The organism is Streptomyces sulfonofaciens, from assembly GCF_014656295.1.
Classification (GTDB): Bacteria; Actinomycetota; Actinomycetes; order Streptomycetales; family Streptomycetaceae; genus Streptomyces; species Streptomyces sulfonofaciens.
Map to the genome: position 1 here is coordinate 98,394 of NZ_BNCD01000012.1, position 22,707 is coordinate 121,100.

A 22,707-nucleotide genomic window follows, 5' to 3' on the forward strand; every position below is an offset into this window, starting at 1 on the left:
CCTGCTCCCCGGGAGTCCGCAGCATGTCCGAAACGCTTAAGCGGCGCTGCCCCGCACCCGGGCGGAACGCTCCACTCCCGTCACTCGCGCCCCGGCCCCCTCGACCAGGATCGATCCGCCCCGACGGGGTGCCGAGCCGGCGGACCGGGGGCCCTGCGACCGCTCCGCAAGGCGGATCGACCGCTCTTGACGGCCTCTTGACTGACCGGGACCGTCTTGCGGCTGCAACCGGACGTGCATAGCCTGACGAGGCCGTGGTGTTCGGGAAGACCGGTGGCGGCTCCGTGCAGCGGAGCCGAGTCCGGGGCGGCCCTCGCCACTGTGATCGGGTCCCGCGCCACGCCATGGCGATGGGAGACCGCGTTCCATTACGGCCACTGGCCGGCCCGCAGTACGGGCGGCCGGGAAGGCGGAGCGCCGGTGCACCCGTAAGCCAGGAGACCGGCCACGGCATCTCAGGAAACGTCCACGAGGTGCTGGAGTTCAGTCGGTGACACACCCTTCCTCTGCTCGAACAACCCTTTCGCCCGCGACCGGCGGGCCCGCCCCCCTGCTCCGCTGGCGGCGCGAGGACACCGTGCGCACGGTCGTACTGCTCGCCGCGGTCGCCGGGCTGCACGTCGTCGCGTTCGGGGTGCTGCTTCTGCTGGTGGTGCCGGGGCACTACGAGATCGGGTCGAAGACATTCGGTTTCGGGCTCGGCATCACCGCCTACACCCTCGGCATGCGGCACGCCTTCGACGCCGACCACATAGCCGCCATCGACAACACCACCCGCAAGCTCATGGCCGACGGCAAGCGGCCGCTGTCCGTGGGCTTCTGGTTCGCCCTCGGGCACTCCAGCGTGGTGGTCGTCCTGTCGGCCCTCGTCGGCGGCGGTGCCGCACTCGCCGGAACACTGCTCGACGACGACTCGGCGACCCACCAGACGCTCGGCGTCGTCGGTACCACCGTCTCCGGCTCCTTCCTCTACCTCATCGCCGCGTTCAACCTGGTGGCGCTCGCCGGGATCTGGCGGGTCTACCGCTCGATGCGCTCGGGCGACATCGACGAGGAGCGGCTCGAACGGCACCTCGACGAGCGCGGGTTCATGAACCGCATCCTCGGCCGCTTCACCCGGTCCGTGTCCCGGCCCGGCCAGATGTACCCGCTCGGCTTCCTCTTCGGCCTCGGCTTCGACACGGCCACGGAGGTCACGCTCCTGGTACTGGCCGGAGGCGGCGCCGCAGCGGGCATCCCGTGGTACGCGATCATCGTTCTGCCGCTGCTCTTCGCGGCGGGCATGAGCCTGTTCGACACCCTCGACGGCACGTTCATGAACGTCGCCTACCAGTGGGCCTTCTCCAACCCGGTCCGCAAGGTGTACTACAACCTCACCATCACGGGGCTGTCCATCGCCGTCGCGTTCGTCATCGGCACCATCGAACTGGTCGGCGTGCTTCACGAGAAGCTGCACCTCGACGACGCCGCCACGAGCTGGATCGCGGACATCGACCTGGACAATGTCGGCTATGTCATCGCGGGCCTCTTCGTCGTGGTGTGGGCCCTGGCCCTGGGCTACTGGAAGGTGGCAGGCGTGGAGAAGCGCTGGGCGGCACGGGTGGCCGAGCGAAGCTGAGCCCGTCCGCCCTCCCGGCCCGTCCGGCACCCGCGGACGGGCCGGGGGCCGGGGCCAGGGCTGCCACCGCGCCGGCGGGCCCCGGCGCCCCGCTCGCACCGGGTCATCGCCCGCTGACGCACGTCCTCAGCAGGCTCTAGGCTGTCAGCCGCCACCGGCCTCACCCCAGGAGGGCACGCGATGTTGGATCCCGTCCGGAAGCACCCCTACCCCGACGCCCTCCGCCCGGAGGAGGCACCTGCACCGCACGCACTGCTCGCGCCGGTGATCGGGTTCCTGGGCACCTGGGTCGGCCGGGGCCGCGGCGAGTACCCGACGCTCGACGAGGGTTTCACCTACGCGCAGGAGGTCACCTTCCGTCATGACGGACGCCCCTTCCTGCAGTACGAGGCGCGTGCCTGGCTGCTCGACGAGGACGGCACCCCGCTGCGGCCGTCGGCCCGCGAGAGCGGCTGGTGGCGGTTGCAGCCCGACGGGCGCCTTGAGGCGTTGATCACCCAGCCCACCGGTATCGCGGAGATCTCCACCGGCCGCGCGGGCGGCAATGCGGTCGACCTCACCACCGATCAGGTCGCCCTCGCTCCCACCGCCAAGGAGGTCAACGCCACCCGCCGCCGTTACACCCTGACGGACGGGGACATGCTCGACTTCGTCCACGACCTCGCCGCGGTCGGCCAGCCTCTGCAGCACCACCTGTCGGCACGTCTCCACCGCGGGGGCGCAAGCTAGGCCGCGCCGCCGCGGTGGCCGGGCGGGGCGATCGGCGCCTCCCGCGGCGGGCCGAGCGCGCGGGCCCTGTGGGGGTGGTGGCCGCCACCACCCCCACAGGGCCCCGGCCGGGTCATGGACTCCTTTCAGGCGGACGTGTCGATCCGTGCGGGCCCACGGTCGAGCACGGAGTTGAAGGCACCGCGATAGAAGAGCAGCGGCTGGGCGTCGGGCCGCCGGGCGGCATGTTCGACGCGCCCCAGGAACACGAGGTGGTCGCCGCCGTCGTGGTCGGCCCACGGCGAGCAGAAGAGGGTCGCAAGCGAGCCGCTCAGGGCGGGGGCCAGGCCCCCGGGCGCGGGCTGCCACGGGGGAGGAGGCGCGGCGGCCCCCAGCCTTCCCGCGAACCGGAGCGCGAGGTCACGCTGCTCCTCGGACAGCACGTTGACCGTGAACGGGCGGCCGGGCAGCAGACGGGCGGCCTTCGATGCCCGGTCGAGGCAGACCAGGACGAGCGGCGGGTTCAACGAGACGGAGGTGAAGGCGTTGACAGTGGCACCGTGGAGCGTCCCGCCCACCGCGCAACCGACGACGGTGACGCCGGTGGCGAAGTGGCCGAGGCAGGCGCGGAGTTGCTGTGGATCGATCGCCACCGTGTCTCCTTGTCGTGGCACGGGAACGGATGGTGTTCCATCTCAGCCGGTCCAGCCCTCGGCGGGGCGGTCGAACCAGAGGTGCACCTGGCCGGTGCCGATGGCGCTCTCGTAGTCGCCGTAGCGGCGGGCAGGGGCGGTGCACCGCGAGCCGCCGAGGGCGCCCGCGAGCATCAGGTAGTGGCCGAAGCGGCCCTCGGGGGCGTGCCTGTGGTACTCCGGCATCGTGGTGATGACCTGGTCGTGGCGGCCTGCTTCCAGCCAGGCGATACGCTGCTCGTCGGCGGCCCGGGCCTCGGCGGTCAGGATGTTCGACGGCTTCCCGGCCATCCGTTCGCGGAGTTCGGACAGGGGCCAGAACCTGTGCGACAGGCCGCCGGAGGCGATCAGCAGGACGTTCCGGGCGAGGCCGGCGACGGCCTCGGCGAGGGCCTTACCGACGCGCAGGAAGTCCTCGGTGGTCGCGGTCTGGCAGACCGATACCGAGAGCCACGGCACGCCGGAGCGGCCGAGGTGGCTCCAGAGGTTGAGGGTGGCGTAGTGCAGGGGGAGGTGGGGGTCGTCGTTGGCGGTCAGCCAGAGCGAGTCCTTCCGCCCTGTCGACGCCACGGCGTGGGCCAGTTCCGGGTCTCCGGGGATGGCGTACGGAATCCGGCTGAGTTCGCTGGGCATCTCGTCGGACGTGAAGTGCCCCGAGCGGTCGGCATGGGCGGTGATGATCGTCTCGGTGGTGGTGGCCCAGTGGGTGTCGAGCACGATCACGGCGTCGTGGCCGGCCGTGTCGACCACCTCGCGGCGCAACCGGGCGAGGCCGGTGACGAGGGTGAAGTCGCGGCCGCCGTTGGCCTCGACGCGCAGGGGCTCGGGGAACATGATGACGGGGGCGTGGGAGAGCAGTCCCGCGCCGGTGATGGCGCCCATGGGCGGTTCGCCTTTCTGCCGGGGAGGGGCCGGGTCACGGGACGAGGAGCAGCTTGCCGGTGGTGCGGCGGGCGGCGAGGTCGGCGTGCGCGTCGCGGGCACGGGCGAGCGGGTACGTGCCGCCGACGGTGATGCGCAGGGTGCCGTCGGCGATCCCGGCGAAGACCTCACCGGCGCGCCAGGTGAACTCCTCGACGGTGGCCCGGAAGTGCTCGAGGTAGGGGCGGGTGACGGTCAGCGATCCGCCCCACAGCAGCCGCATCACGTCGACGGGCGGCACGGGGCCGCTGGCGCCGCCGAAGAGGACCAGCGTGCCCCGGCGGCGCAGGCTGTCCAGACTGGCGTCGAAGGTGGCGGCGCCGACACCGTCGTACGCCGCGTGCACGCCCTCGTCGCCGGTCAGCCGCCGGACCTCGGCCGCGACGTCCGGGCGGCGGTCGTAGCGGATGACCTCGTCCACGCCGTTGGCCGTCGCCAGGCTTTCCTTCTCGTCGGTGGAGACCGTGCCGATCACACGCACTCCGCGTCGCTTGAGCAACTGGGTGAGGAGCAGCCCCACGCCGCCCGCGGCGGCGTGCACCAGCACCGTCTCGCCCTCCCGGGCCCGGTAGGAGTCGTTGACCAGGTAGTGGGCCGTCATGCCCTGGACGAGTGCGGCGGCGGCGGTGTGCAGGTCGATGCCGTCGGGGACGACGACGGCCTTCTCCTCGGGGACGAGGACCTGTCCCGCGTAGCTGCCGGGGACCGTGGTCCAGGCGACCCGGTCGCCCACCGCGAACCGGGTGATGCCGGGACCGACGGCCAGCACCGTGCCGGAGCCCTCCTCCCCGGGCACGGCGGGCAGGGACAGCGGATAGCGGCCCTCGCGGCGGTAGATGTCGATGAAGTTGACCCCCGCGGCGGCGAGCGCCACCAGGATCCGGCCTTCCCCGGGCTCGCCGGGGGCGGGCCTGTCGACGGGCAGCAGGACGTCGGGTCCGCCGGTCTCCCGGATCTCTATCGCGGGGACGAGGGCGGCGGTCTGCGTGGTCATCAGTTCACTCCTTGCAGGCTGAGGCGGTCGGTGTCCAGGTCGAGATCCACCCGGTAGGCGCGGAGCCACGCGCCGAGGCGGACGGTGGACTCCAGGAGGATGCGCTGGAACTCGGAGAGGCTGTCGGACGTCGTCCGGTCGGTGAGCCGGCGCACCGCGACCGGGTCCAGGTAGTCGGCGAGCGGGGTGTCGTCGCCGAGGGCCTCGGCGGTGAGGTCCCCGATGAGGGCGCGGTCGTAGGCGGGGTCCTGGATGGAGGGGTAGGCCGCCTTGGTGCGGCGCAGCACGGACTGCGGCAGCAGATCGGCGACGGCCTCGCGGAGCAGGCCCTTTTCCTGGCCGGTGACGGTCTTCATGCCCCAGGGGACGTTGAAGAGGTACTCGACGAGACGGTGGTCGCAGAACGGAACCCGCCCTTCCAGGCCGTTCGCCATGCCCATCCGGTCCTTCTTGTCGAGCAGGATGGGCAGCCACCGGGTGAGCGTGAGATAGCCGAGTTCACGGGTGCGCCGCTCCTCGGGGCCCTCGCCGTCGAGACGGGGCACCTCGGCCAGCGCGCTCCGGTAGAGGTCGGCCTGGTACGTGGCGAGGTCGATTCCCTCCACGAACCCGGGACGGAACAGCGCCCGGGGATCGAGGCCGCGGTGGGCGCCGAGCTTCAGCCAGGGAAAGGTCTCCGCGGCCCGTGCCCCGGGGTCGGAGAACCAGAGGTAGCCGCCGAAGACCTCGTCGGCGCCCTCGCCCGAGAGCGCCACGGGGGCGTGCTCGCGGACGGCGCCGAAGAGCTGGTGCAGCGAGACGTCCAGGTCGGCGAAGTTGAACGGCAGGTCCCAGGCCGCCAGCACGGTCCTGCGCACGGCCGGGTCGAGCAGCCGGGAGCGGTCCAGGGTGATCGTGCGGTGGTCGCTGCCGACGTGCTCGGCGACCGCGCGGGCGTAGGGGCCGTCCGGGGTGGGGCGGATGGCATCGCCCCGGAAGTTCTCGCTGTGGCCGGTGAAGTCGACGGCGAAGGTGGAGATCCGCCCGCCCCCGGCGGCACGGGTACGCTGCGCCAGGGCGGTCACCGTACTGGAGTCCAGACCACCGGAGAGCAGTGAGACCAGGGGGACGTCCGCGATCATCTGCCGGGGCACGATGTCGTCCAGCAGCTCCCGGACGGTGGCGGTGGTGGTGGGCAGGTCGTCGGTGTGCGGGCGGGCCTCCAGGGCCCAGTACCGCTCCTCGCGCAGGCCGCCGCGGCCCACCGTCAGCAGATGGCCGGGTTTGAGTTCGCGCATGCCGCGGAACGGCACGCGGCCGGGGGTGCGCAGGAAGAGCAGTGCGTCGCACAGCTCCTCGGCGCCGGCACTCGGCGTGACCAGGGGGTTCGCCAGGATGGCCTTGGGTTCCGAGCCGAAGAGCACACCCTGCGGGGTCGGGTGGTAGTAGAGGGGTTTGACGCCGATGCGGTCGCGGACGAGGAGCAGTTCCTCGCGGGCGGTGTCCCAGATCGCGATGGAGTACATGCCGTTGAGACGGTGCACGAAGTCGGCACCCCACTGGAGGTAGGCGCGCAGCGCCACCTCGGTGTCGCCGGCCGTGCTGAACCGGTGTCCGTACAGGGCGAGTTCGCCGCGCAGTTCCCGGTAGTTGTAGATCTCGCCGCCGTAGGAGATCACGGCCCGCGGCAGGTCGCCGCGCGGGCCGCGCTCCGGGCTGGCCATGGGCTGGGCGCCGTGCTCCAGGTCGATGATCGCCAGCCGCCGGTGGCCGAGCGCCGCATGGGTGTCCAGCCAGCCGCCGCCGGCGTCGGGGCCGCGGCGGATCAGGGTCCGCACCATGGCGTCGAGCGTGCCGGCCTCGGCGCTCAGGTCGCGGGAGAAGTCGACCCAGCCGGTGATGCCGCACATGGTCCGCTCCTTTCTCGTTCGTGGTCGGTGTCTCAGTCCTGTTCCGGCGCGAGCCAGGGGCCCCGCCGCCAGCCGTCGGTGTCGTAGTCGTCCAGGCACTCCTGGACCAGCGCCTCGTAGCGGTCGAGGCTGCCGCGGCCGGTGGCCCAGCGCAGGGCGTCCAGCCGGACCTGCTCGCCGTTGCCGGAGTAGTTGCGCTCGTACAGCTCGTGGCGCGCCCCGAACTCGGTGCCGATGGCATCCCAGACCAGCTTGAAGAGCTTGATCCGCTCCAGTGCGGACGAGTCGGAGCCCCGGTAGTAGCGGTCGATGAGCGGACGCAGTTCGGGGTCGGCGAGGTCGCGGACGCTGGAGGGGACGACCAGCGGCGAGCCCCCGAGCAGGGTCTCGAAGAGCTCGTGCACCCGGCTCCAGACATGGGCGTTGGCCATGCGCATCGACGAGGCGTGCTCCAGACGCGGCAGGACGGTGCCGCCGGGGCCGGGTTCGGTGTCGTGGGCCATGGCGGAGGTGAGCGCCCACACCAGGTCCCGCAGGGTGACGAGTTCGCCGAGACCCGCCTGGACACCGCGGAACACGTCGGTGCCGTTCGCCCTGGCGGCCCGGGAGAGGAGCCCGGCCATCAGCTCCAGCTTGACGCCCAGCCGGATCCCCGACTGGAAGTTGTAGAGCTGGGGGAAGCCGGACCTGGCGTAGAAGCCGGTGGCCCGCTCGATGTCGCGGTGGACGAGCACGTCCTCCCAGGGAATCAGGGCCTCGTCCAGCAGCAGCACGCTGTCGTTCTCGTCGAACCGGCTGCTGAGGGGATGGTCGAAGGGGCTTCCGGCGCGCCGCTCGTACGGGGTGCGGCAGACGAGCCGCACGCCGGGGTTGTCCATCCGGACGAAGAAGACGAGGGCGAAACGCTCCGCCTTGCCCTTCTCCAGCCGGGCCGAGCCGACCGGCGCGACGAAACCGGCGTTGGTCAGCGCTGAGCCGGTGGCCAGCATCTTCGCCCCGCTGACCACCACCCCGGCGTCCGTCTCCCGCACCGCGTGCACGAAGACGTCCTCCATGTCGTGGACGGCGCGCTTGCGGTCGATCGGCGGGTTGATGATGACGTGGTTGAGGTGCAGCGCCTTGCTCGCGAACCTCCGGTACCAGGCGCCGGCGTTGGCGGCGAACGGGCCGTAGTAGTCCGCGCCGACGCCGAGCCCTGCCATGAAGGCGGCCTTGTACTCGGGGGTGCGGCCCAGGAAGCCGTAGCTCATCCGCGCCCAGGTGGCGATCGCCTCCCTGGCCTGGACGAGTTCGGCTGCGGAACGGCTCGGCTTGAAGAAGCGGTGGGTGCGGATGCCGAGGTCCGGGTCCACGCCGGTGAGCACGTCGGCGGTAGCGGGGTCGTGCAGGGCGTCGTAGAGCCGGGCGATGGAGCGGGCCGCGTTGCGGAACGCCGGGTGCCTGGTCACGTCCTCGACCCGTTCACCGTCCACGTGGACCGAGCGGCCGTCGCGCAGGCTCTCCAGGTACTCCTCGCCGGTCATCAGGGAGTTGGTCCCGGTCGCCGGGGCGCCCGGTCCGGCCGTCAGGGCGCCGCATCCGGCCGTCAGGGCGCCGGTGTCCGTCCGCGGGCGCGTCATCGGACCAGCCCCGGGTTGGCCAGCGGCGGGTTGCCGAGGACCTGCACACGGCGCAGGTGCCGCGGTGCACCGCTGGTGAACGCGTTGCGGCCGTGCAGCAGCGTGTAGTTGTCGGCCACCACCAGGTCACCGGTCCGCCAGACGTGTGCGTAGAGATGGGCGGGGTCGTAGAGGGCGGAGCGCAGGCTGCGGTGCAGTTCGGCCAGTTCCGCCTCGTCGGCGAGACCGGAGAACTCCAGGTCGGGATGGTTGACGAAGTCCTCGCCGGCCTCGGCGGTGGGCTCGTGGTAGCGGATCACCGGCGTGCCGTTGACCGGGTGGGCCGTCACCACGGGGGAGACGGTCGTGCTGTTGTAGTACTCCATTTCCCGGTGGTACGTGCCGGTGGCACGGGACCACAGGCGGCGCGTGGCCGGATCGGCGTCGGCGAGCACCGCCGGGGTGTCGCAGAACGTGGTCTCGCCCGCGTGGTCCGCGCCGGGCGCGTGCACGCACTGGAAGATCTGGAACTCGGGTATGTGCTCCCGGTACATGCCGTCCCAGTGCATCGGCATATGGCTGTGGTCGAAGATGTGGTCGGCCGGGTCCTCCTGCTGGACGAGTTCCAGCACGGTGCCGAACGGCCACCTGGCGGGCTCCCCCCAGCGCTCGGCGTAGGCGGAGAGTCCGGCCGGCTCGGCGAACGCCGCGAAGCCGCGCAGCAGCAGCAGACGGTGTTCGCGTACCAGGTCGCGCAGCGGCGGGACGGGGAGCTCGGCCAGTGGACGGCCGGGGTCGGGAGCGTGGACGGCCACCCCGAAGGGTTCGAGGGCGGTGACCGCCAGACGCGGATCGCCGAGCAGGTCGTGGTCAACGGGCATGGCGGAGGACTCCAGTCGCCGGGGCGGGTACGGGGGCGGCGGTGCGGGGCCGAGCGAGCACTAAGTGGCTGGGGCGGCCGCGGACCGTCACCAGCCGGGCTCCCGCGGCCTCGGCCTCGGCTCGTTTCATCAGCGTGAAGCGTCCGTCGCCGGTGTCGACGGCGGCGCTGTGCCAGGGCGTGAGCCAGACGTCGGGAGTGTCGGCGAGCAGCAGTCCGATCTTCCGCGTGCTGCACGGCTGCGGGTGGATCGAGAGGCGGACGGCGTCCGGGAACAGCTCGGCCAGCAGCTCGTCCCAGGCGCGGCTGCGGGCGATGACGCCGTAGGCCAGCTCGCGGCTTCGGCGCTGCAGGGCCGAGCGGCTGCCGGTGTGTCCGGGGACGGACAGGTCCTCCAGCATGAACCGGGTGATGCCCCGGTACATGTGGACCAGGTCGCCGCCCCGGCGCACCTCGGCCCGCAGCGCGTCCGTGTGCGGCCCGCGGCCGGCCGTGAGCTCGGCGCGCATCCGCGCGTGGTCGGCGCCCGGATAGACGTCGTCCAGGGTGAACTGGGACAGGTGGACGGCGCCGATCCGGGCGATCATGCGGTTCAGCTCGTGGACGTAGCGGGTGACGTTGTCGTCGCCCACCCCGATCAGGTCGTTGAAGACCCGTCCGTCGGAGCATACGCGGATGCGGGCACCGGGCGGGTAGACCTCCGCGATGCGCTCGCAGAGCGACTCCAGGAACCGCAGCGCGAGTTCCTCGGCCAGGTCGGGCAGTGGCCCGAGGACCTTGGCCGGGTTGGGGGACTTGGTGGGGAAGGCCGGGAGCAGGAAGTCGATCGGCCGGCCGTGTGCCATGGCCGTCGCGACCGCGTCGCGGTGGTGTCGTACGCACCGCAGGCAGACCCGGCCGGCGCAGCCGCCGTCGCGCAGCCTGCGCTGGAGGACCAGCACCTCGCGGATCACCTCGATGGCGGCCAGTTCGGTGTCGAGCATGGCTGTTTCGTGCACAGGGCCTCCTGTCGTGGATTTCCTCCACTCTCGGCACCGGGCGCACATGAAACGCACAAAGCCCTCGTGGCGCGGTACGGCACGGTGGTTCGGGCGGTCCCGACCGGTCAGCAACCGAGGTCGGCCAGTTCGCGCCGGGTGCGCTTCTCCCAGTCGGGCATGCGCAGCGCCCGGAACGCGGTCAGGGCCGCGTTGAAGCGCCCCAGCGCCCGCTCCCGACCGTCGAGAGCGGCGTACGCGCGGCCCAGCAGGAAGGCGGTGACCGCCTCGCCGCGGACCTCGCCGAGTTCCGCGAACATCTTCGAGGCCTGCGCCAGCGGGCCGAGCGCCGCAGCGGCCCGCTCCGGACTGCCCGGCCCCTGGGCGAGTCGTAACCGTCCGATGGTCGTGAGCGCGTACGCCTCGCCGGGTCGGTGCCGAACCCCGCGGTAGTGGGGAAGTGACCGGCTCAGATGGCCGGCTGCCGCCCCGTAGCGGCCGAGCGCCAACTCGGCGACGGCCAGTGCCTGCAGGACATCGGCGAGAGCGAGCGGCTCGCCCAACCGCTCCGCCGCCTCCAGTGCTCTCCTGAGGACCTGCTCCGCCTCGGCCTCGCGGTGCCCGCTGATGAGCGCGGATCCCAGACTGCGCAGCGCCAGTACCGTTCCGCGCAGGTCACCCAGCGCGCTCAGCACGGACACGGCCGCGGCCGCGTCGGCGCGGGCCGCCTCGGCCCTGCCCCGGTCCGCGGTCGCGAAGCTGCAGTAGACGCGGAGGTAGGCGGCCTGACGCCGCTCTCCCAGCGCGTCCGACACTTCGATGGCGGACGTGAACCAGCGCAGCGCCTCCGCCGCCCTGCCGCGTCCGGCACCGGCACGGGCCAGTGAGCCCTGCGCCATGGCGATGCGTCTGCGATCGCCGTCGGCCGTCGCCCGGTGGAGCGCCGCCCGCGCCATGCGCTCCCAGTCATCCCACCAGTTGCACAGGTGGCATATGTCGTCCATGGCGGAGGCGAGATCGCTCGCCCGTTCGCCGTGACCGGCCCGGGCGGCGAACTCGACGGTGGCCACGAGGCCGCTGCGTTCGTGCTCCAGCCAGGCGATGTCCGCCTCCGCCGCCCCCCGGACCAGTTGCCCTCCCGCACGGCGGATGCGGTGCAGCCAGCCGTCCAGGACGCGTGCGACCGTCTCCCGCTGCCGCGCCGGGGGCTCCTCCGCGGCGGCGCGTTCCGCGGCGTAGGCGCGTAGCAGATCGTGCATGCGGTAGCGCGGCCGGCCCGCGGGGTCGATGAGGTCGGCCTGGACGAGATTGGCGTGCACGAGGGTGTCGAGGACGTCGTTCGTCCAGTCGTCCGGTTCCTCCTGTCCGGCCGCGCGGGACATCAGCGCCGCGGGGGCCCAGTGGGGGAACTCGCTGACGGGCAGCAGGCCGAGCGCGCGGAACAGCCGGGCGGAGTCCGGGGCCAGCCCGTGGTAGGCGGTGCCGACACAGGCGCGCACGGCCAGGTCGTCGGCGTGCAGCTCGCCCAGGCGGCGCTGCTCGTCGGCCAGCCGGTCGGCCAGCCAGCGCACCGGTCGGTGCGGGTTCCCGGCGAGCCGGGCACCGGCCACCCTGAGTGCCAGGGGGAGGCCCGCGCAGTCCGCCAGCAGGTGCTCGGTCGCCTCGGGCTCGGCCGCCAGGCGCCCGGCGCCCGCGATGCTGCTCAGCAGGGCGTGTCCGTCGGTGTCGTTCAGCGGTTCCACGTCGAGCAGGTGTGCGCCCGGCACCGCGGTGAGGCGTGCCCGACTGGTGATCAGGACGGCGCAGCCGTCACCCCCGGGCAGCAGGGGCCGGATCTGGGACGGGTCCCGGGCGTTGTCCAGCACGACCAGCACCCGGCGGCCCGCGAGCCTGGACCGGAACAACGCGGCGCGCTGGGATTCGCCCTCGGGGATCGCCGATCCCGGCACCCCGATGCTGAGCAGCAGATCCGCGAGGACGGCGGCGGAGGCGCGGCCCTCTTCACGGGTGCCGTCGAACTGGACGTAGAGCTGTCCGTCGGGGAAGGTGCCGCGGAGCCGGTGGGCGATGTGGGTGGCCGCGACGGTCTTGCCCATCCCCGGCAGGCCGGTGAGGATCACCGTCGGCACCACGGGCGGTGAGCCTTCGGTGTTCGAGGGGACCAGCAGCGTGGCCGCGAGGGCGAGTAACCGCTCTCGTCCCACGAAGTCCGCCGTCGCGGTGGGTAACTGACAGACCGGCCACACACCAGCGGAGCGCCGTTCGGCGGCCGGGCCGGCGGACGAAGGGACGTACGGGGGCAGATCGCGCGCGAGGACGGCCCGGTGCACCTGCCGCAGTTCCGCTCCGGGGTCGAGCCCGAGTTCGTCGCGGAGTGTGCGACGGGCCAGCGCGTAGGAGCGCAGCGCGTCCCCCGGCCGCCCGCACTGGTACTGGGCGGTCATCAGCAGCACCCACAGCCGCTCGCGCAGCGGGTGGGCCGCCGTCTGCGCCTTCAGCGCGGGCACCACGTCCTCGTGTTCGCCCAGGGCCAGGCGGACCGCGGCGTAGTCCTCCAGGACGGAGAGCCTGGTCTCCTCCAACCTCGACGCCTCCGTGTACAGCGTGTCGTGATGCTCCAGGCCGTCGAAGGCGCCACCTCGCCACAGGCCCAGAGCGGCGCGCAGCCGTTCGGCCGCGGCCCCGTGATCGCCGTGGGCCATGGCCGCCCGGCCCCGCGCCACCAGCTCGTCGAACCGCCACAGATCCAGCTCGCCCGGCTGCACCCGCAGGGTGTACCCCCGATGGCCGTGGCTGAGCCGGTCACCTCCGGAGGCCGCGTTGAGCACCTGGCGCAGCCGAGCCGCGTAACTGCGCACGTTCGCGTAGGCGGAGGCGGGCGGGCTGCCGGCCCACAGCATGTCGCAGAGCTGCTCCATGGTGACGGGGGCGTTCGCTCTCAGCACGAGGGCTGCCACGACGGTGCGCGGCTTGGGTCCGCCGAGCGGGATCGTCCCGTCGGCGCCGATGGCCTCGACACGTCCCAAGGTCCTGAATTCCACACGGCACAGCTCCACTGCGACAACCCCTCCGTCCCTGGCGGGGGAGCATTTCCCGCAGGGGCGGGCCTTTCGCCGCGGCGAAGCACACAGTTTGACGCGCAGGTGGTCGTGGCGGCACCGGCGGAAGCCTGATCGGGGGGTCACGGGCGCCCGAGCGCATGGGAGCGGGTCAAGGGCCGGGCCCGGGCGACACGGAGGAGCGCCCCACCGGGGGCGCGGCCTGGCGCTCCCGCGTACCGGGGCGCTCGGCGCCGGGGCCGAACGGATATCGGCGGCGGGTCCATGGGGAGCCGAGAGCTGTTCACACGTTCGGCGAAGCCGCCCCGAAGGTGCCGTGCAGGTGTGGACCGTCTTCCCGCAGGCGTCTGTGGTGTGGGCGTACGCGCTCTTGACGGGCCTGCCCGACAAGACGCCCGACCGAACGCGGCAGGTGTCCGTGCCGGGCCCGGCCGTTGTGCACGCGACGGTGGCGCCCGGCAGCCGCAGCCGCCGAACGCCACCCGGTGCACGCGCGCGTGGTCAGCGGCGGGTGCCGGAGAAGTAGTCGGGCTGCGTCTGGACGTTCAGTTCGCCCAGGTGTATCCGCTTCGCCGGGTCGGTCCGCCGGTCGTCGAGCTTCAGCACGTCGAAGCCCTTGGCGATGTCGTTGGAGTAGATGTAGCCGTTGTAGTAGTAGGCGGACCAGGAGCCGCCGAGGGTGAGGGTGTCCGTCGAGAGCGGACCGCGCTCGAAGTAGCCGATCTCCTTGGGCTTGGTGGAGTCGGTGAAGTCCCATACCGAGACACCGCCCTGGTACCAGGCCTGGACCATGAGGTCGCGGCCCTTGACCGGGATCAGCGAGCCGTTGTGCGCGACGCAGTTCTCGGTGTCCGCCTGGTGGCGGGGGATCTTGTAGTAGCCGCGGAAGACGAGCCTGCGCCCGTCGCCCTTGCCGACGATGTCGTAGATGCCGTCGGCACCGCGGTCCGGGCCGATCGCCGTGTTGCAGGTCGCCGCCCCGCCACCGCCCAGTTCGTCGGTGAACACGACCTTGTCCGCCTTCTGGTTGAAGGTGGCCGAGTGCCAGAAGGAGAAGTTGACGTTGTCCTCGACCCGGTCGATCACCCTGGGCGCCGCCGGGTTCCTGATGTCGAACAGGATGCCGTCGCCCATGCAGGCGCCGGCCGCGAGGTCCTCGGAGGGCAGCACCGTGATGTCATGGCACCCGGTCGTCTTGGCGACCCCCGGGTTCGTGGGGGCGCCGGGGTTGCCGCCGTCCGGGAAGAGCACGGGGAAGTCGACGACCGCCGCCTGGGCAGGGGCCTTGCGCGGCACCTTGATGACGGAGATGCCGTCGTGCGGGGGCTGGCAGTCGGGGAACGCCGCGCTGGGCGAGTACGAGGACACGTAGATGTACACGTCGTCGCGCTCGGGGACCAGCGTGTGGGTGTGGGAGCCGCAGGACGTCTCGACGGCCGCGACGTAGCGCGGGTTGCGCTTGTCGCTGATGTCGAAGATCTTCATGCCCTCCCAGGACGACTTCTCCGTCGCCGGCTGGGAGGTGCTGTTGCAGGAGTTGTCGCTGCGCGAGGAGTCCGTGGACAGGAAGAGCAGGTCACCGGAGACGGAGACGTCGTTCTGCGAGCCCGGGCACAGGACCTGGGCGACGGTCTTCGGGGACTCCGGGTGGCTGATGTCGAAGATCCGGAAACCGCTGTAGTTGCCGGCGAAGGCGTAGGTGCCCTGGAAGGCGAGGTCGGTGTTGTAGTCGGTCAGCGCATCCTTGGGGATGTTGGTCAGATGCGTGATGTTGGAGCTGTGGACGACCTCGTCCACAGCGGGTATCTCGCCGTCCCGGATGGCCGTCTCGGCTTCGGCGGCCTGCGCGGCGGAGACGTCGTGCCGTGTCCCGGCGTCGCCGGGGTCGGGTGTGGCGAGCGCGGGCCCGGCCGCGAGCAGCGTCACGAGGAGCCCGGTGGCGGCCGCGGCCACTCCCAGGCGTCTGTGCCGCGTTCGGATGGTGTACGGGATCACTTCGTCCTCCTTGTGTCCGTTCAGGACCGAACGAGGTCATGCTGCTGGCAGTATCGTCCTTACATGTACATCTCAATAGATGGCAGGAGAGTCACGTTGGGGGACTTCGCCCCGTCCGGCGGGGAAGTGTCCTGCCGTGCCGCTCACCGCGCCACGTGCCGCAGGAGGCCGCCGTGTTGATCCCGAGCAGACGTCCGCATGCCGTCGGTGCGGCGCTCCTTGCCGCCCTGCTGCTCACCGCCGGCTGCGACTCCGGAGCCCGGGGGACCGGCGCGAAGGAGCACGGGACGGCGGGTACCGTGGTGGCGCCGGGGAAGCCGGGTGAGCCGGCGAAGAGGCTCTCTCCCGAGCAGGCGGCGAAGGCGGTCCCTGACAACAGGCCGAACAGCGCCGACCTGGCGTACGCCGAGATGATGATCGTGCACCACCGCCAGGCACTGAGGATGACCCGGCTCGCCGGGGAACACGCGCACTCGGACGCGGTCGAGAGGATCGCCCGGCGCATAGCGGCCTCCCAGCAGCCCGAGATCGAGGCGATGCAGGGCTGGCTGGAAAGCAATGGCGCATCCGGGAGCACGGGCGGCCATATGCACATGGACATGCCCGGGATGGCCACCGAGGCCCAACTCGAACGGCTCGAGGACGCGCGGGGAGAGGCGTTCGACGACCTCTTCCTCAAGCTGATGATCACCCACCACCAGGGCGCGGTCACGATGGCCACCGACGTCCTGTCCCGGGGCAGGAACGTGCGGATCGCGGAGATGGCCACCGATCTGATCGCGCAGCAGACCCGCGAGATGAGCAGGATGCGCGCGTTGTGACGCGGGGGCGGCCCACTCACCCGCCCGTGTCGAGACCGGCGCCCTCCTCCTCCCACGCGCGTGCCCCAGGCCGTGAGCGGGCGGCCTCCGACCCGCCCGCCCCGGACGTCCCACCGCCCGGACGGGCCCGGAAGGGCCCGCCCGGACCGGGCAGCGGTGCTTCGTCAGGAGCCGGCCCGCTCCCAGACAGGGGGGATGCCAGGGGCGAGCACGGTGTGGTCGGGTGCCTCGCGCAGAGCCTGCTCAGCGCCGCCCGGCGAGTACACCGCGATGATCCTCAACTGCCGCCAGCCGGTGTTGAAGGTGGAGTGCACCGTTCCCTTCGGCACGAACACGAAGTCCCCGGCCCGCACCGGGAACTCGCCCGAGTCCCCCACGGTCTGGACGCCCTCCCCGTCGATGAAGTACAGGACCTCGTCGGAGTACGGGTGGGTGTGGAGGTCGTGCCCCCTGGCGGGGTTGACCGTCACCTCGCCCGCGGTCAAGGGCGCGCCCGCGAAGAGGTCCGCGCTCACCCCCCACTTGATGCTGCCCCAGTCGAACACCTCGGTCGGCAGCCGCGACTGCACGGTGTGCACCCGCGTCTCGCGCTCGCTCATGTCTGGTCTCCTCACGCCTGTGTGAGCCCTTCGGCCGTGCACGCTCAGGGCTGGAAGGTGATGGACTTGAATGCCTCGGTCTGCCGGCGGATGCCCACTTCGGTGGGCAGGCGCTCGATCGAGCTTGCGCCGAAGAAGCCCACGACCCCCCGTGTGCGCGCCAGCACGTGCTGTGCGTCCGCGGGCTCCGCGATGGGGCCGCCGTGGCACAGGACCAGGATGTCGGGGTTGACCGCGGCGGCGGCGTCCCGCATGGCCTGGACGCGTGCGACGCACTCGTCGAGCGAGAGGGCGGTGCTCGCGCCGATGGTGCCCTTGGTGGTCAGGCCCATGTGCGGGACGATGACGTCGGCGCCGGCCTCGGCCATGGCGGTCGCCTGCGCGGTGTCGAACACGTACGGCGAGGTGAGCAGCCCGCGCTCGTGCGCCGCCGCGATCATCTCGACCTCCAGCTCGAAGCCCATCCCGGTCTCCTCCAGGTTCTGCCGGAAGACACCGTCGATCAGCCCGACCGTCGGGAAGTTCTGCACACCGGCGAATCCGGCGTCCCTGACCTGGTCGAGGAAGCGGCCCATCACCCGGAACGGGTCCGTCCCGTTGACGCCCGCGAGCACGGGCGTGTCCTTGACCACGGGCAGCACCTCGTCGGCCATCTCCATCACGATCGCGTTCGCGTCACCGTAGGCCAGCAGGCCCGCCAGCGATCCCCGGCCGGCCATCCGGTAGCGGCCGGAGTTGTAGACGATGAGCAGGTCGATGCCGCCGGCCTCGGCCGACTTGGCGGAGATGCCCGTTCCCGCGCCGCCGCCGATGACCGGGCGTCCCGCCGCCACCGTCGCCCTGAGCCGTTCGAGTGCCGTGTTCCGGTCCATGATCGCCTTCCCTTCCGCCCACACCGTGTGGGCGCCCGCTGCTGAGGCCCCGCCGGGCCAGGCCCGCCGCACCGGCTTTCCCGGCCGCACCGGTCCGGTCGGCCGCACCGGCCCCGATGCCTGTACCAGCCTGGCCGCGCTCCCACGGCCTCGCCCGCTCGCGGCCGCCGCCTCAGCGCGCCGAGGTGATGAGCCGGTGCAGGCGTTGTGCGGCATCGCGCCCGAATCCGGGGTCGTTGATGTGCGCGTCCACCTCGACGGTCCGGGCCGGCGATCCGGAGAGGGCACCGTGCAGCGCGGCGAAGAGCTCACCGTCCGCCGCGGCGTCCCGGAACGGGCCGCCCTCCTTGTCGATGCCGCTCACACCGCGCAGCGGGAGGAGCACGGTGACCGGGCCGCGGGCCCGGGCCAGCTTCGTGCCGATGCGCCGGCCGAGCTCGGCGTTCTCCTGCGGCGTGGTGCGCATCAGCGTGACGGTCGGGTTGTGGATCACGAAGGTCCGGTCGGCGAAGCCGGCGGGCACGGTCTCGCGCGGGCCGAAGTTGGCCATGTCGAGTGCGCCGAGCGAGACCACCTGCGGGATCCCCCGCTCGCCGGCCGCCTCCAGCCGGTGCGGACCCGCGCTCAGCACACCTCCGACGAGGTCGTCGGCGAGTTCGGTGGTGGTTAGGTCGAGCACCCCGGCGAGACGGCCGTCACGCGCGAGTTTCTCCAGCGCGCGCCCGCCGGCACCGGTGGCGTGGAAGACGAGTGGTTCGTAGCCGAGGCTCACCAGCTCCGCCCTCGCCTCGTCGACGGCCGGGGTGGTCAGACCGAACATCGACAGACCGACGAGCGGTCGCCGCTCGCAGGCCGGAGCCGTGCGGCGGGCCTCATGCTCCGCCGCCATCGCGGCGATCGCCGCGGCGGCGTTGCCGAAGATCTGCGCCGAGACCGAGTTGATCCCGGCGACGTCGACCACCGAGTGCATGAGCGTCACGTCGGCCTCGCCGACGTAGGGCGAGACATCGCCCGAGGCCATCGTGGAGACCAGCAGTTTCGGGACCCCGACCGGCAGGGCGCGCATGGCGCGGGAGGCGACCGACGAACCTCCGGAGCCGCCGACGGCCAGCACGGCGTCGAGCCTGCCCTCGGCGTGCAGCGCGAGGACCACCGCCTCGGCCCCGGCGGCCATCGCCTCCATGGCCGCGCCGCGGTCGTCCGCCCGGCGAAGGGCCGCGAGGTCGGCGCCCCGCGCGCGGGCGACCTCGGCGGGACCGACGTCCGCGTCCGAGGCCGAGAACGGGCCGACGTCGACCGTGACGGTGTCCGCCCCGTGCGCGCGTACCCGCTCGGCGATCCAGGCGTACTCCTCGCCCTTGGTGTCCATCGTGCCGATGAGAACGACCGTGGCCATCCTTCCCGCCTCCTGCTCTTCCGCGCGCTTCGTGCTTCGCATTCTCGGCGTGGCGGGGGGACCCCGCGTGGTCCACTTGGGGCCGAGTGGACCACGGTCGAAGGGCGGGCGAGCGGTGCGGACGAACGCGGACACCGAGCGTGTGGCCCGGCTGCTGGGCGCGTGGCGCCGGAGCGGGGCACCGGTGGGCGTGGCACTGCGGGACGCGCTCGCGGAGCTGATCGACGGCTCGTACCTGCCCACCGGGCGGCGCATGCCCGGCCAGCGCGACCTGGCGGCCGTGCTCGGGGTGGCCAGGGGCACGGTGGTCAGGGCCTACACGGAACTGGCCGCGAGCGGCCGCCTGGCGTCCCGGCGCGGCTCGGGCACCTATGTGCGCGGCGCGGCGGGCCCGGCCCGGCCGGCAGAGGGGCGGCTGAGCTCGTTCGGCGGCGGACGGGACGTCGTCGACCTCTCCTCCGGGGCGCTGCCGGGTTCGGAACTGGTGGGCCGGGTGATGCAGCAGGTCGGCCGGCAGTTGCGCGCACACCACCTCCAGGGGACGGGCTACCACCCCGCCGGGCTCGCGGAGTTGCGGGCGGCGCTCGCCGCCCGGTGCACGGAGCGCGGCCTGCCCACGCGTGCGGACCAGGTGATGGTCACCGCCGGTTCCCAGCAGGCCGTCTGGCTGATCGCGACCGCCCTCGCAGGGCCCGGTACGTCGACCCTCGTCGAGGAGCCCAGCTACCGGGGCGCGCTGGAGGCCCTGGCGGCCGCCGGCGGCCGTGTGCGGGGCGTCCCGTGCACCCCGGCCGGCATCGACCTGGACCTGCTCCAGGCCGCGGTCGCCGACGCCGACCTGCTCTACGTGCAGACCGCGCTGCACAACCCGACCGGCGTCCACACGCCCCAGCCGCAGCGCAGGCAGCTCGCCGAGACAGCGGCCAGGCACGGCACCCTCGTGATCGACGACCAGTCACAGGCCGACCTCGCCTGGTTCCGGTCGGAACCGCTGCCGGGGCTCGAAAGGATGGCCGACCCCGATCGTCTGCTGATCGTGGGAACGCTGTCGAAGCTCTTCTGGGGCGGGCTGCGGGTCGGGTGGGTCCGCGGGCCCCGGGAGATCGTCGGGCGGCTGGCGGAGCTGCGCGGCAGCGTGGACCTCGGCGGCCCGGTCACCGACCAACTGGCGGCGCTCCACCTGTTGCCGCACGCGGACCGGCAGCGGGAGCTGCGCCGCGCGTTCCTCCTGCGGCAGTTCGAGGACACCCGCGAGATCCTGCGCACCGTGCTGCCCGGGTGGCGCTGGGACACCCCCGCCGGAGGGTCGGGCATCTGGACCGACACCGGCCGGGACGCGGTCGTGCTCGCGCAACGGGCCCTGGCGCGGGGCATCCGGCTCACCGCCGGCCCCGCGTTCTCCCCGCACGGCGGTCACCGCACCTTCGTACGGCTGCCCGTGTGGCAACCGCAGGGCAGGTTCGCCGGCGCGGCCAGGGTCATCGCCGATCTCGCCGGGTAGGGTTCCCGTCCCGTCCGCATCCCGTCGGCGCTCTCGTGCGAATCCCGTCGGCGCTCCCGTGCGCGAGGGGCCGGGAGCGTCGTCGGCCGCGACCGCTGGTGCGGATGATCGGACCGCTCTACTGTCGGTGCCCATGACGTTCTCGATCGTGGCACGGTCCGGTCCGGCCTTCGGTGTGGCGGTGGCGAGCAAGTTCCTGGCGGTCGGCGCCGTGGTGCCGGCGGCGGAGGCCGGCGTCGGCGCGGTGGCCACCCAGGCGGCCGCCAACCTGCGCTACCGGCCCCAGGGGCTCGCGCTGCTGCGCACGGGCGTGCAGCCCGCGGACGTGGTCGCGGCTCTCGTGGCAGCGGACCGGGAGCACGCACACCGCCAACTGGGGGTCGTCGGCCCGGAGGGCCCCGGAGCCACCTTCACCGGCGGAGAGTGTCTGGAGTGGGCCGGTGGAAGGGCCGGCGACGGCTACGCGGTCCAGGGCAACATCCTCACCGGACCGGAAGTGGTCGAGGCCATGGAGCGGGCCTGGCTGTCCTCGCCGGAGCAGCCGCTCGACCGGCGGCTGGCCGCCGCGCTGGCGGCCGGCGACGCAGCGGGCGGTGACCGCCGCGGCCGCCAGAGCGCGGCGCTGTACGTGCTCTCCCCGGGCGCCGGGTACGGCGGCGGCAGCGACGTTGCCTGCGACCTCCGGGTGGACGACCACCCCGACCCCGTCGGCGAGCTGAGGCGCCTGCTGGACGTCCACGAGCTGCTGTTCGGCACGCCCGACCCGGACGCCCTGCTCGATCTGACGGGTGAGCTGGAAAAGGAGGTCGAGGGACTGGTGGCCGCGCGTGGACATGTCTCGCTGGAGACATGGGCCGGTGTGCAGAATCTGGAGAACCGGCTGGTTCCCGGCAAGATCGACCCGGTGGTTCTGGCCAGTCTGCGGAACGGGGACGTCCGCGAGGAGGCGTGAGGCGCGACGAGAGGGGTCCGTTACCGCTGATGCCAGGTCAGCGGTGTCGCGGCCGGCGCGAGGTGCGGCCCACCCCGCTTTGCTCTGTCCACGGGGCGTACGCCTGGGCGCACGGCAGTCGGTAATGCGCCAATCACCCGTACGAGGTACCACTTTACCGTGGCTTGACCTCCGGCCGTGAGGTAATCTCCAGGCAAAGAGGTGTTCGTGGTAACACCAAAAGGGACTGCCTCGCCGCGTTGACGTGGTGACACGCGTGTGGTCCGGTCGACGGTCACATGTGTGCGGGGGAGACGTGCTGGTGGAGTGGCGGCGGAACACACCCCGTTCCGTACCCCGATCGGCACTGCTGCCCCGGGTTGCAGGCGTTCCCGCTCCCACCGTCATGCGGTGGTGACACGCTCCGTGTCATAGGCGCGAGCGCCGTCTCCCACCTCGGACCACCTCTTCGCGTCGACGATGACGCCGAAAACACCGGTTGCCATGTCCTTCGGGCACGCCGGCACACGTCCCTTCCACTGATGACCTGAACACACCGTGCCCGCACACGCTTGCGGGCGCAGGAGAAAGGCCACCATGAAGTCCCTGGTTGACAACGCACGTTCCTTCACGGCGCACGTGAGGGAGCGTGCCGAGGAGTTCCGCGCCCTTGAGGCCGGTCAGCGCCCCGATGCGCTGTTCATCACCTGTTCCGACTCGCGCGTGGTGCCCTGCCTGATCACCGGCGCGCGGCCGGGCGAACTGTTCGAGCTACGGACGGCGGGCAACATCGTGCCCGAGTACCGCAGCGACCACCCCACCGGCGAGACGGCCACCATCGAGTACGCGGTACGGGTACTGGGAGTCCGCGACGTCATCGTGTGCGGGCACTCCCACTGCGGCGCGGTCAGCGCCCTGGTGAGCGGGGACGACCTCTCCGGCGTGCCCGCCGTACAGGGCTGGCTGGAGCGTGCGGCGTCCCGGCCCGAGACGACCGGCCCGTGCGCGCCGGACCTCGCCGAGGCCGTGCAGCGGCACGCGATCGCCCAACTGGAGAAGCTGCGCACCCACCCCTGCATCGCGGAGCGGGTCGAGGAGGGCGCCTTGGCGGTGCACGCCTGGTACTACGAGGTGCACACCGGAGTCGTGAAGGAGTACGGGGCGGACGGCACCTCGTTCCGGCCGCTGTGACCCGCAACCGCCCGCTGCGCGGGCAGCCGCGTTCCCCCTCCCTTCCGCTTCCGCCGTGCGAGGAA

General features: G+C 72.4%; 18 protein-coding genes and 1 riboswitch. Of the genes, 6 read left to right on the forward strand and 12 right to left on the reverse strand.

Features of this window, described 5'->3' with window-relative positions; all coding sequences use genetic code 11:
• Positions 1-238: 238 nt before the first annotated feature.
• A riboswitch (cobalamin riboswitch) is annotated at positions 239-464 on the forward strand.
• A 26-nt stretch (positions 465-490) separates the two neighbouring features.
• Positions 491-1,618 (forward strand): Nickel transporter NicT, encoded by a 1,128-nt coding sequence (nicT, locus tag IE313_RS20200; protein WP_189934203.1) that lies wholly within the window; start codon positions 491-493, stop codon positions 1,616-1,618.
• Between the two features lie 180 nt (positions 1,619-1,798).
• Entirely contained in the window at positions 1,799-2,347 is a 549-nt protein-coding gene (locus IE313_RS20205; protein ID WP_189934205.1) for a nitrobindin family protein, read from the forward strand.
• A 125-nt stretch (positions 2,348-2,472) separates the two neighbouring features.
• On the opposite strand, the gene IE313_RS20210 is transcribed toward IE313_RS20205, so the two are convergent.
• The 9 genes from IE313_RS20210 to IE313_RS20250 all read right to left on the reverse strand — a co-directional run bounded on the left by IE313_RS20210 (position 2,473) and on the right by IE313_RS20250 (position 15,331).
• A complete protein-coding gene (locus IE313_RS20210) occupies positions 2,473-2,979 on the reverse strand; it encodes a flavin reductase family protein (protein ID WP_229924800.1) in 507 nt (168 codons plus the stop codon).
• A 42-nt stretch (positions 2,980-3,021) separates the two neighbouring features.
• A complete protein-coding gene (locus IE313_RS20215) occupies positions 3,022-3,900 on the reverse strand; it encodes a DODA-type extradiol aromatic ring-opening family dioxygenase (RefSeq protein ID WP_189934207.1) in 879 nt (292 codons plus the stop codon).
• A gap of 34 nt (positions 3,901-3,934) precedes the next feature.
• The gene (locus IE313_RS20220) at positions 3,935-4,933 is read right to left on the reverse strand and encodes a quinone oxidoreductase family protein (RefSeq protein WP_189934209.1); all 999 of its coding nucleotides are present in this window, start codon (positions 4,931-4,933) and stop codon (positions 3,935-3,937) included.
• Positions 4,933-6,822 (reverse strand): asparagine synthase (glutamine-hydrolyzing), encoded by a 1,890-nt coding sequence (gene asnB / locus IE313_RS20225; protein WP_189934211.1) that lies wholly within the window; start codon positions 6,820-6,822, stop codon positions 4,933-4,935. The genes IE313_RS20220 and asnB overlap by 1 nt, the downstream gene beginning before the upstream one ends.
• A gap of 32 nt (positions 6,823-6,854) precedes the next feature.
• Complete coding sequence (locus IE313_RS20230; protein ID WP_189934213.1) at positions 6,855-8,441, reverse strand: 4-hydroxyphenylacetate 3-hydroxylase family protein; 1,587 nt, start codon at positions 8,439-8,441, stop codon at positions 6,855-6,857.
• Positions 8,438-9,301, reverse strand: coding sequence for a TauD/TfdA dioxygenase family protein (locus IE313_RS20235; RefSeq protein WP_189934215.1), 864 nt, complete (start codon positions 9,299-9,301; stop codon positions 8,438-8,440). Before IE313_RS20235 ends, IE313_RS20230 begins: the two co-directional genes overlap by 4 nt.
• Positions 9,291-10,298 carry an isocyanide synthase family protein gene (locus IE313_RS20240; protein ID WP_189934217.1) on the reverse strand — a complete coding sequence of 336 codons (1,008 nt, stop codon included), beginning with the start codon at positions 10,296-10,298 and terminating at the stop codon, positions 9,291-9,293. Before IE313_RS20240 ends, IE313_RS20235 begins: the two co-directional genes overlap by 11 nt.
• Before the next feature lie 107 nt (positions 10,299-10,405).
• Entirely contained in the window at positions 10,406-13,303 is a 2,898-nt protein-coding gene (locus IE313_RS20245; RefSeq protein WP_189934219.1) for an AfsR/SARP family transcriptional regulator, read from the reverse strand.
• A 534-nt stretch (positions 13,304-13,837) separates the two neighbouring features.
• A complete protein-coding gene (locus tag IE313_RS20250; RefSeq protein ID WP_189934222.1) occupies positions 13,838-15,331 on the reverse strand; it encodes an LVIVD repeat-containing protein in 1,494 nt (497 codons plus the stop codon).
• A gap of 176 nt (positions 15,332-15,507) precedes the next feature.
• Here IE313_RS20250 and IE313_RS20255 point away from each other — a divergent pair, with 176 nt between their 5' ends.
• Entirely contained in the window at positions 15,508-16,152 is a 645-nt protein-coding gene (locus tag IE313_RS20255; protein WP_373317030.1) for a DUF305 domain-containing protein, read from the forward strand.
• Between the two features lie 164 nt (positions 16,153-16,316).
• On the opposite strand, the gene IE313_RS20260 is transcribed toward IE313_RS20255, so the two are convergent.
• The 3 genes from IE313_RS20260 to IE313_RS20270 form a co-directional block, all read right to left on the reverse strand.
• On the reverse strand, positions 16,317-16,751 hold the full coding sequence (locus IE313_RS20260; RefSeq protein ID WP_189934226.1) for a cupin domain-containing protein: 435 nt from the start codon (positions 16,749-16,751) through the stop codon (positions 16,317-16,319).
• 44 nt (positions 16,752-16,795) lie between these two features.
• Entirely contained in the window at positions 16,796-17,623 is an 828-nt protein-coding gene (locus IE313_RS20265) for a phosphoenolpyruvate hydrolase family protein (RefSeq protein WP_189934228.1), read from the reverse strand.
• Between the two features lie 172 nt (positions 17,624-17,795).
• Positions 17,796-19,019 carry a Tm-1-like ATP-binding domain-containing protein gene (locus IE313_RS20270; protein WP_189934230.1) on the reverse strand — a complete coding sequence of 408 codons (1,224 nt, stop codon included), beginning with the start codon at positions 19,017-19,019 and terminating at the stop codon, positions 17,796-17,798.
• A 115-nt stretch (positions 19,020-19,134) separates the two neighbouring features.
• On the opposite strand from IE313_RS20270, the gene IE313_RS20275 reads away from it, so the two are divergent.
• The 3 genes from IE313_RS20275 (at position 19,135) to IE313_RS20285 (ending at position 22,642) form a co-directional block, all read left to right on the forward strand.
• Complete coding sequence (locus tag IE313_RS20275) at positions 19,135-20,520, forward strand: aminotransferase-like domain-containing protein (RefSeq protein ID WP_189934232.1); 1,386 nt, start codon at positions 19,135-19,137, stop codon at positions 20,518-20,520.
• Positions 20,521-20,653: 133 nt separating this feature from the next.
• Positions 20,654-21,472 carry a DUF1028 domain-containing protein gene (locus tag IE313_RS20280; protein WP_189934234.1) on the forward strand — a complete coding sequence of 273 codons (819 nt, stop codon included), beginning with the start codon at positions 20,654-20,656 and terminating at the stop codon, positions 21,470-21,472.
• 576 nt (positions 21,473-22,048) lie between these two features.
• Positions 22,049-22,642, forward strand: a complete 594-nt coding sequence (locus tag IE313_RS20285) for a carbonic anhydrase (protein ID WP_189934236.1) — start codon at positions 22,049-22,051, stop codon at positions 22,640-22,642.
• Positions 22,643-22,707 lie beyond the last annotated feature (65 nt).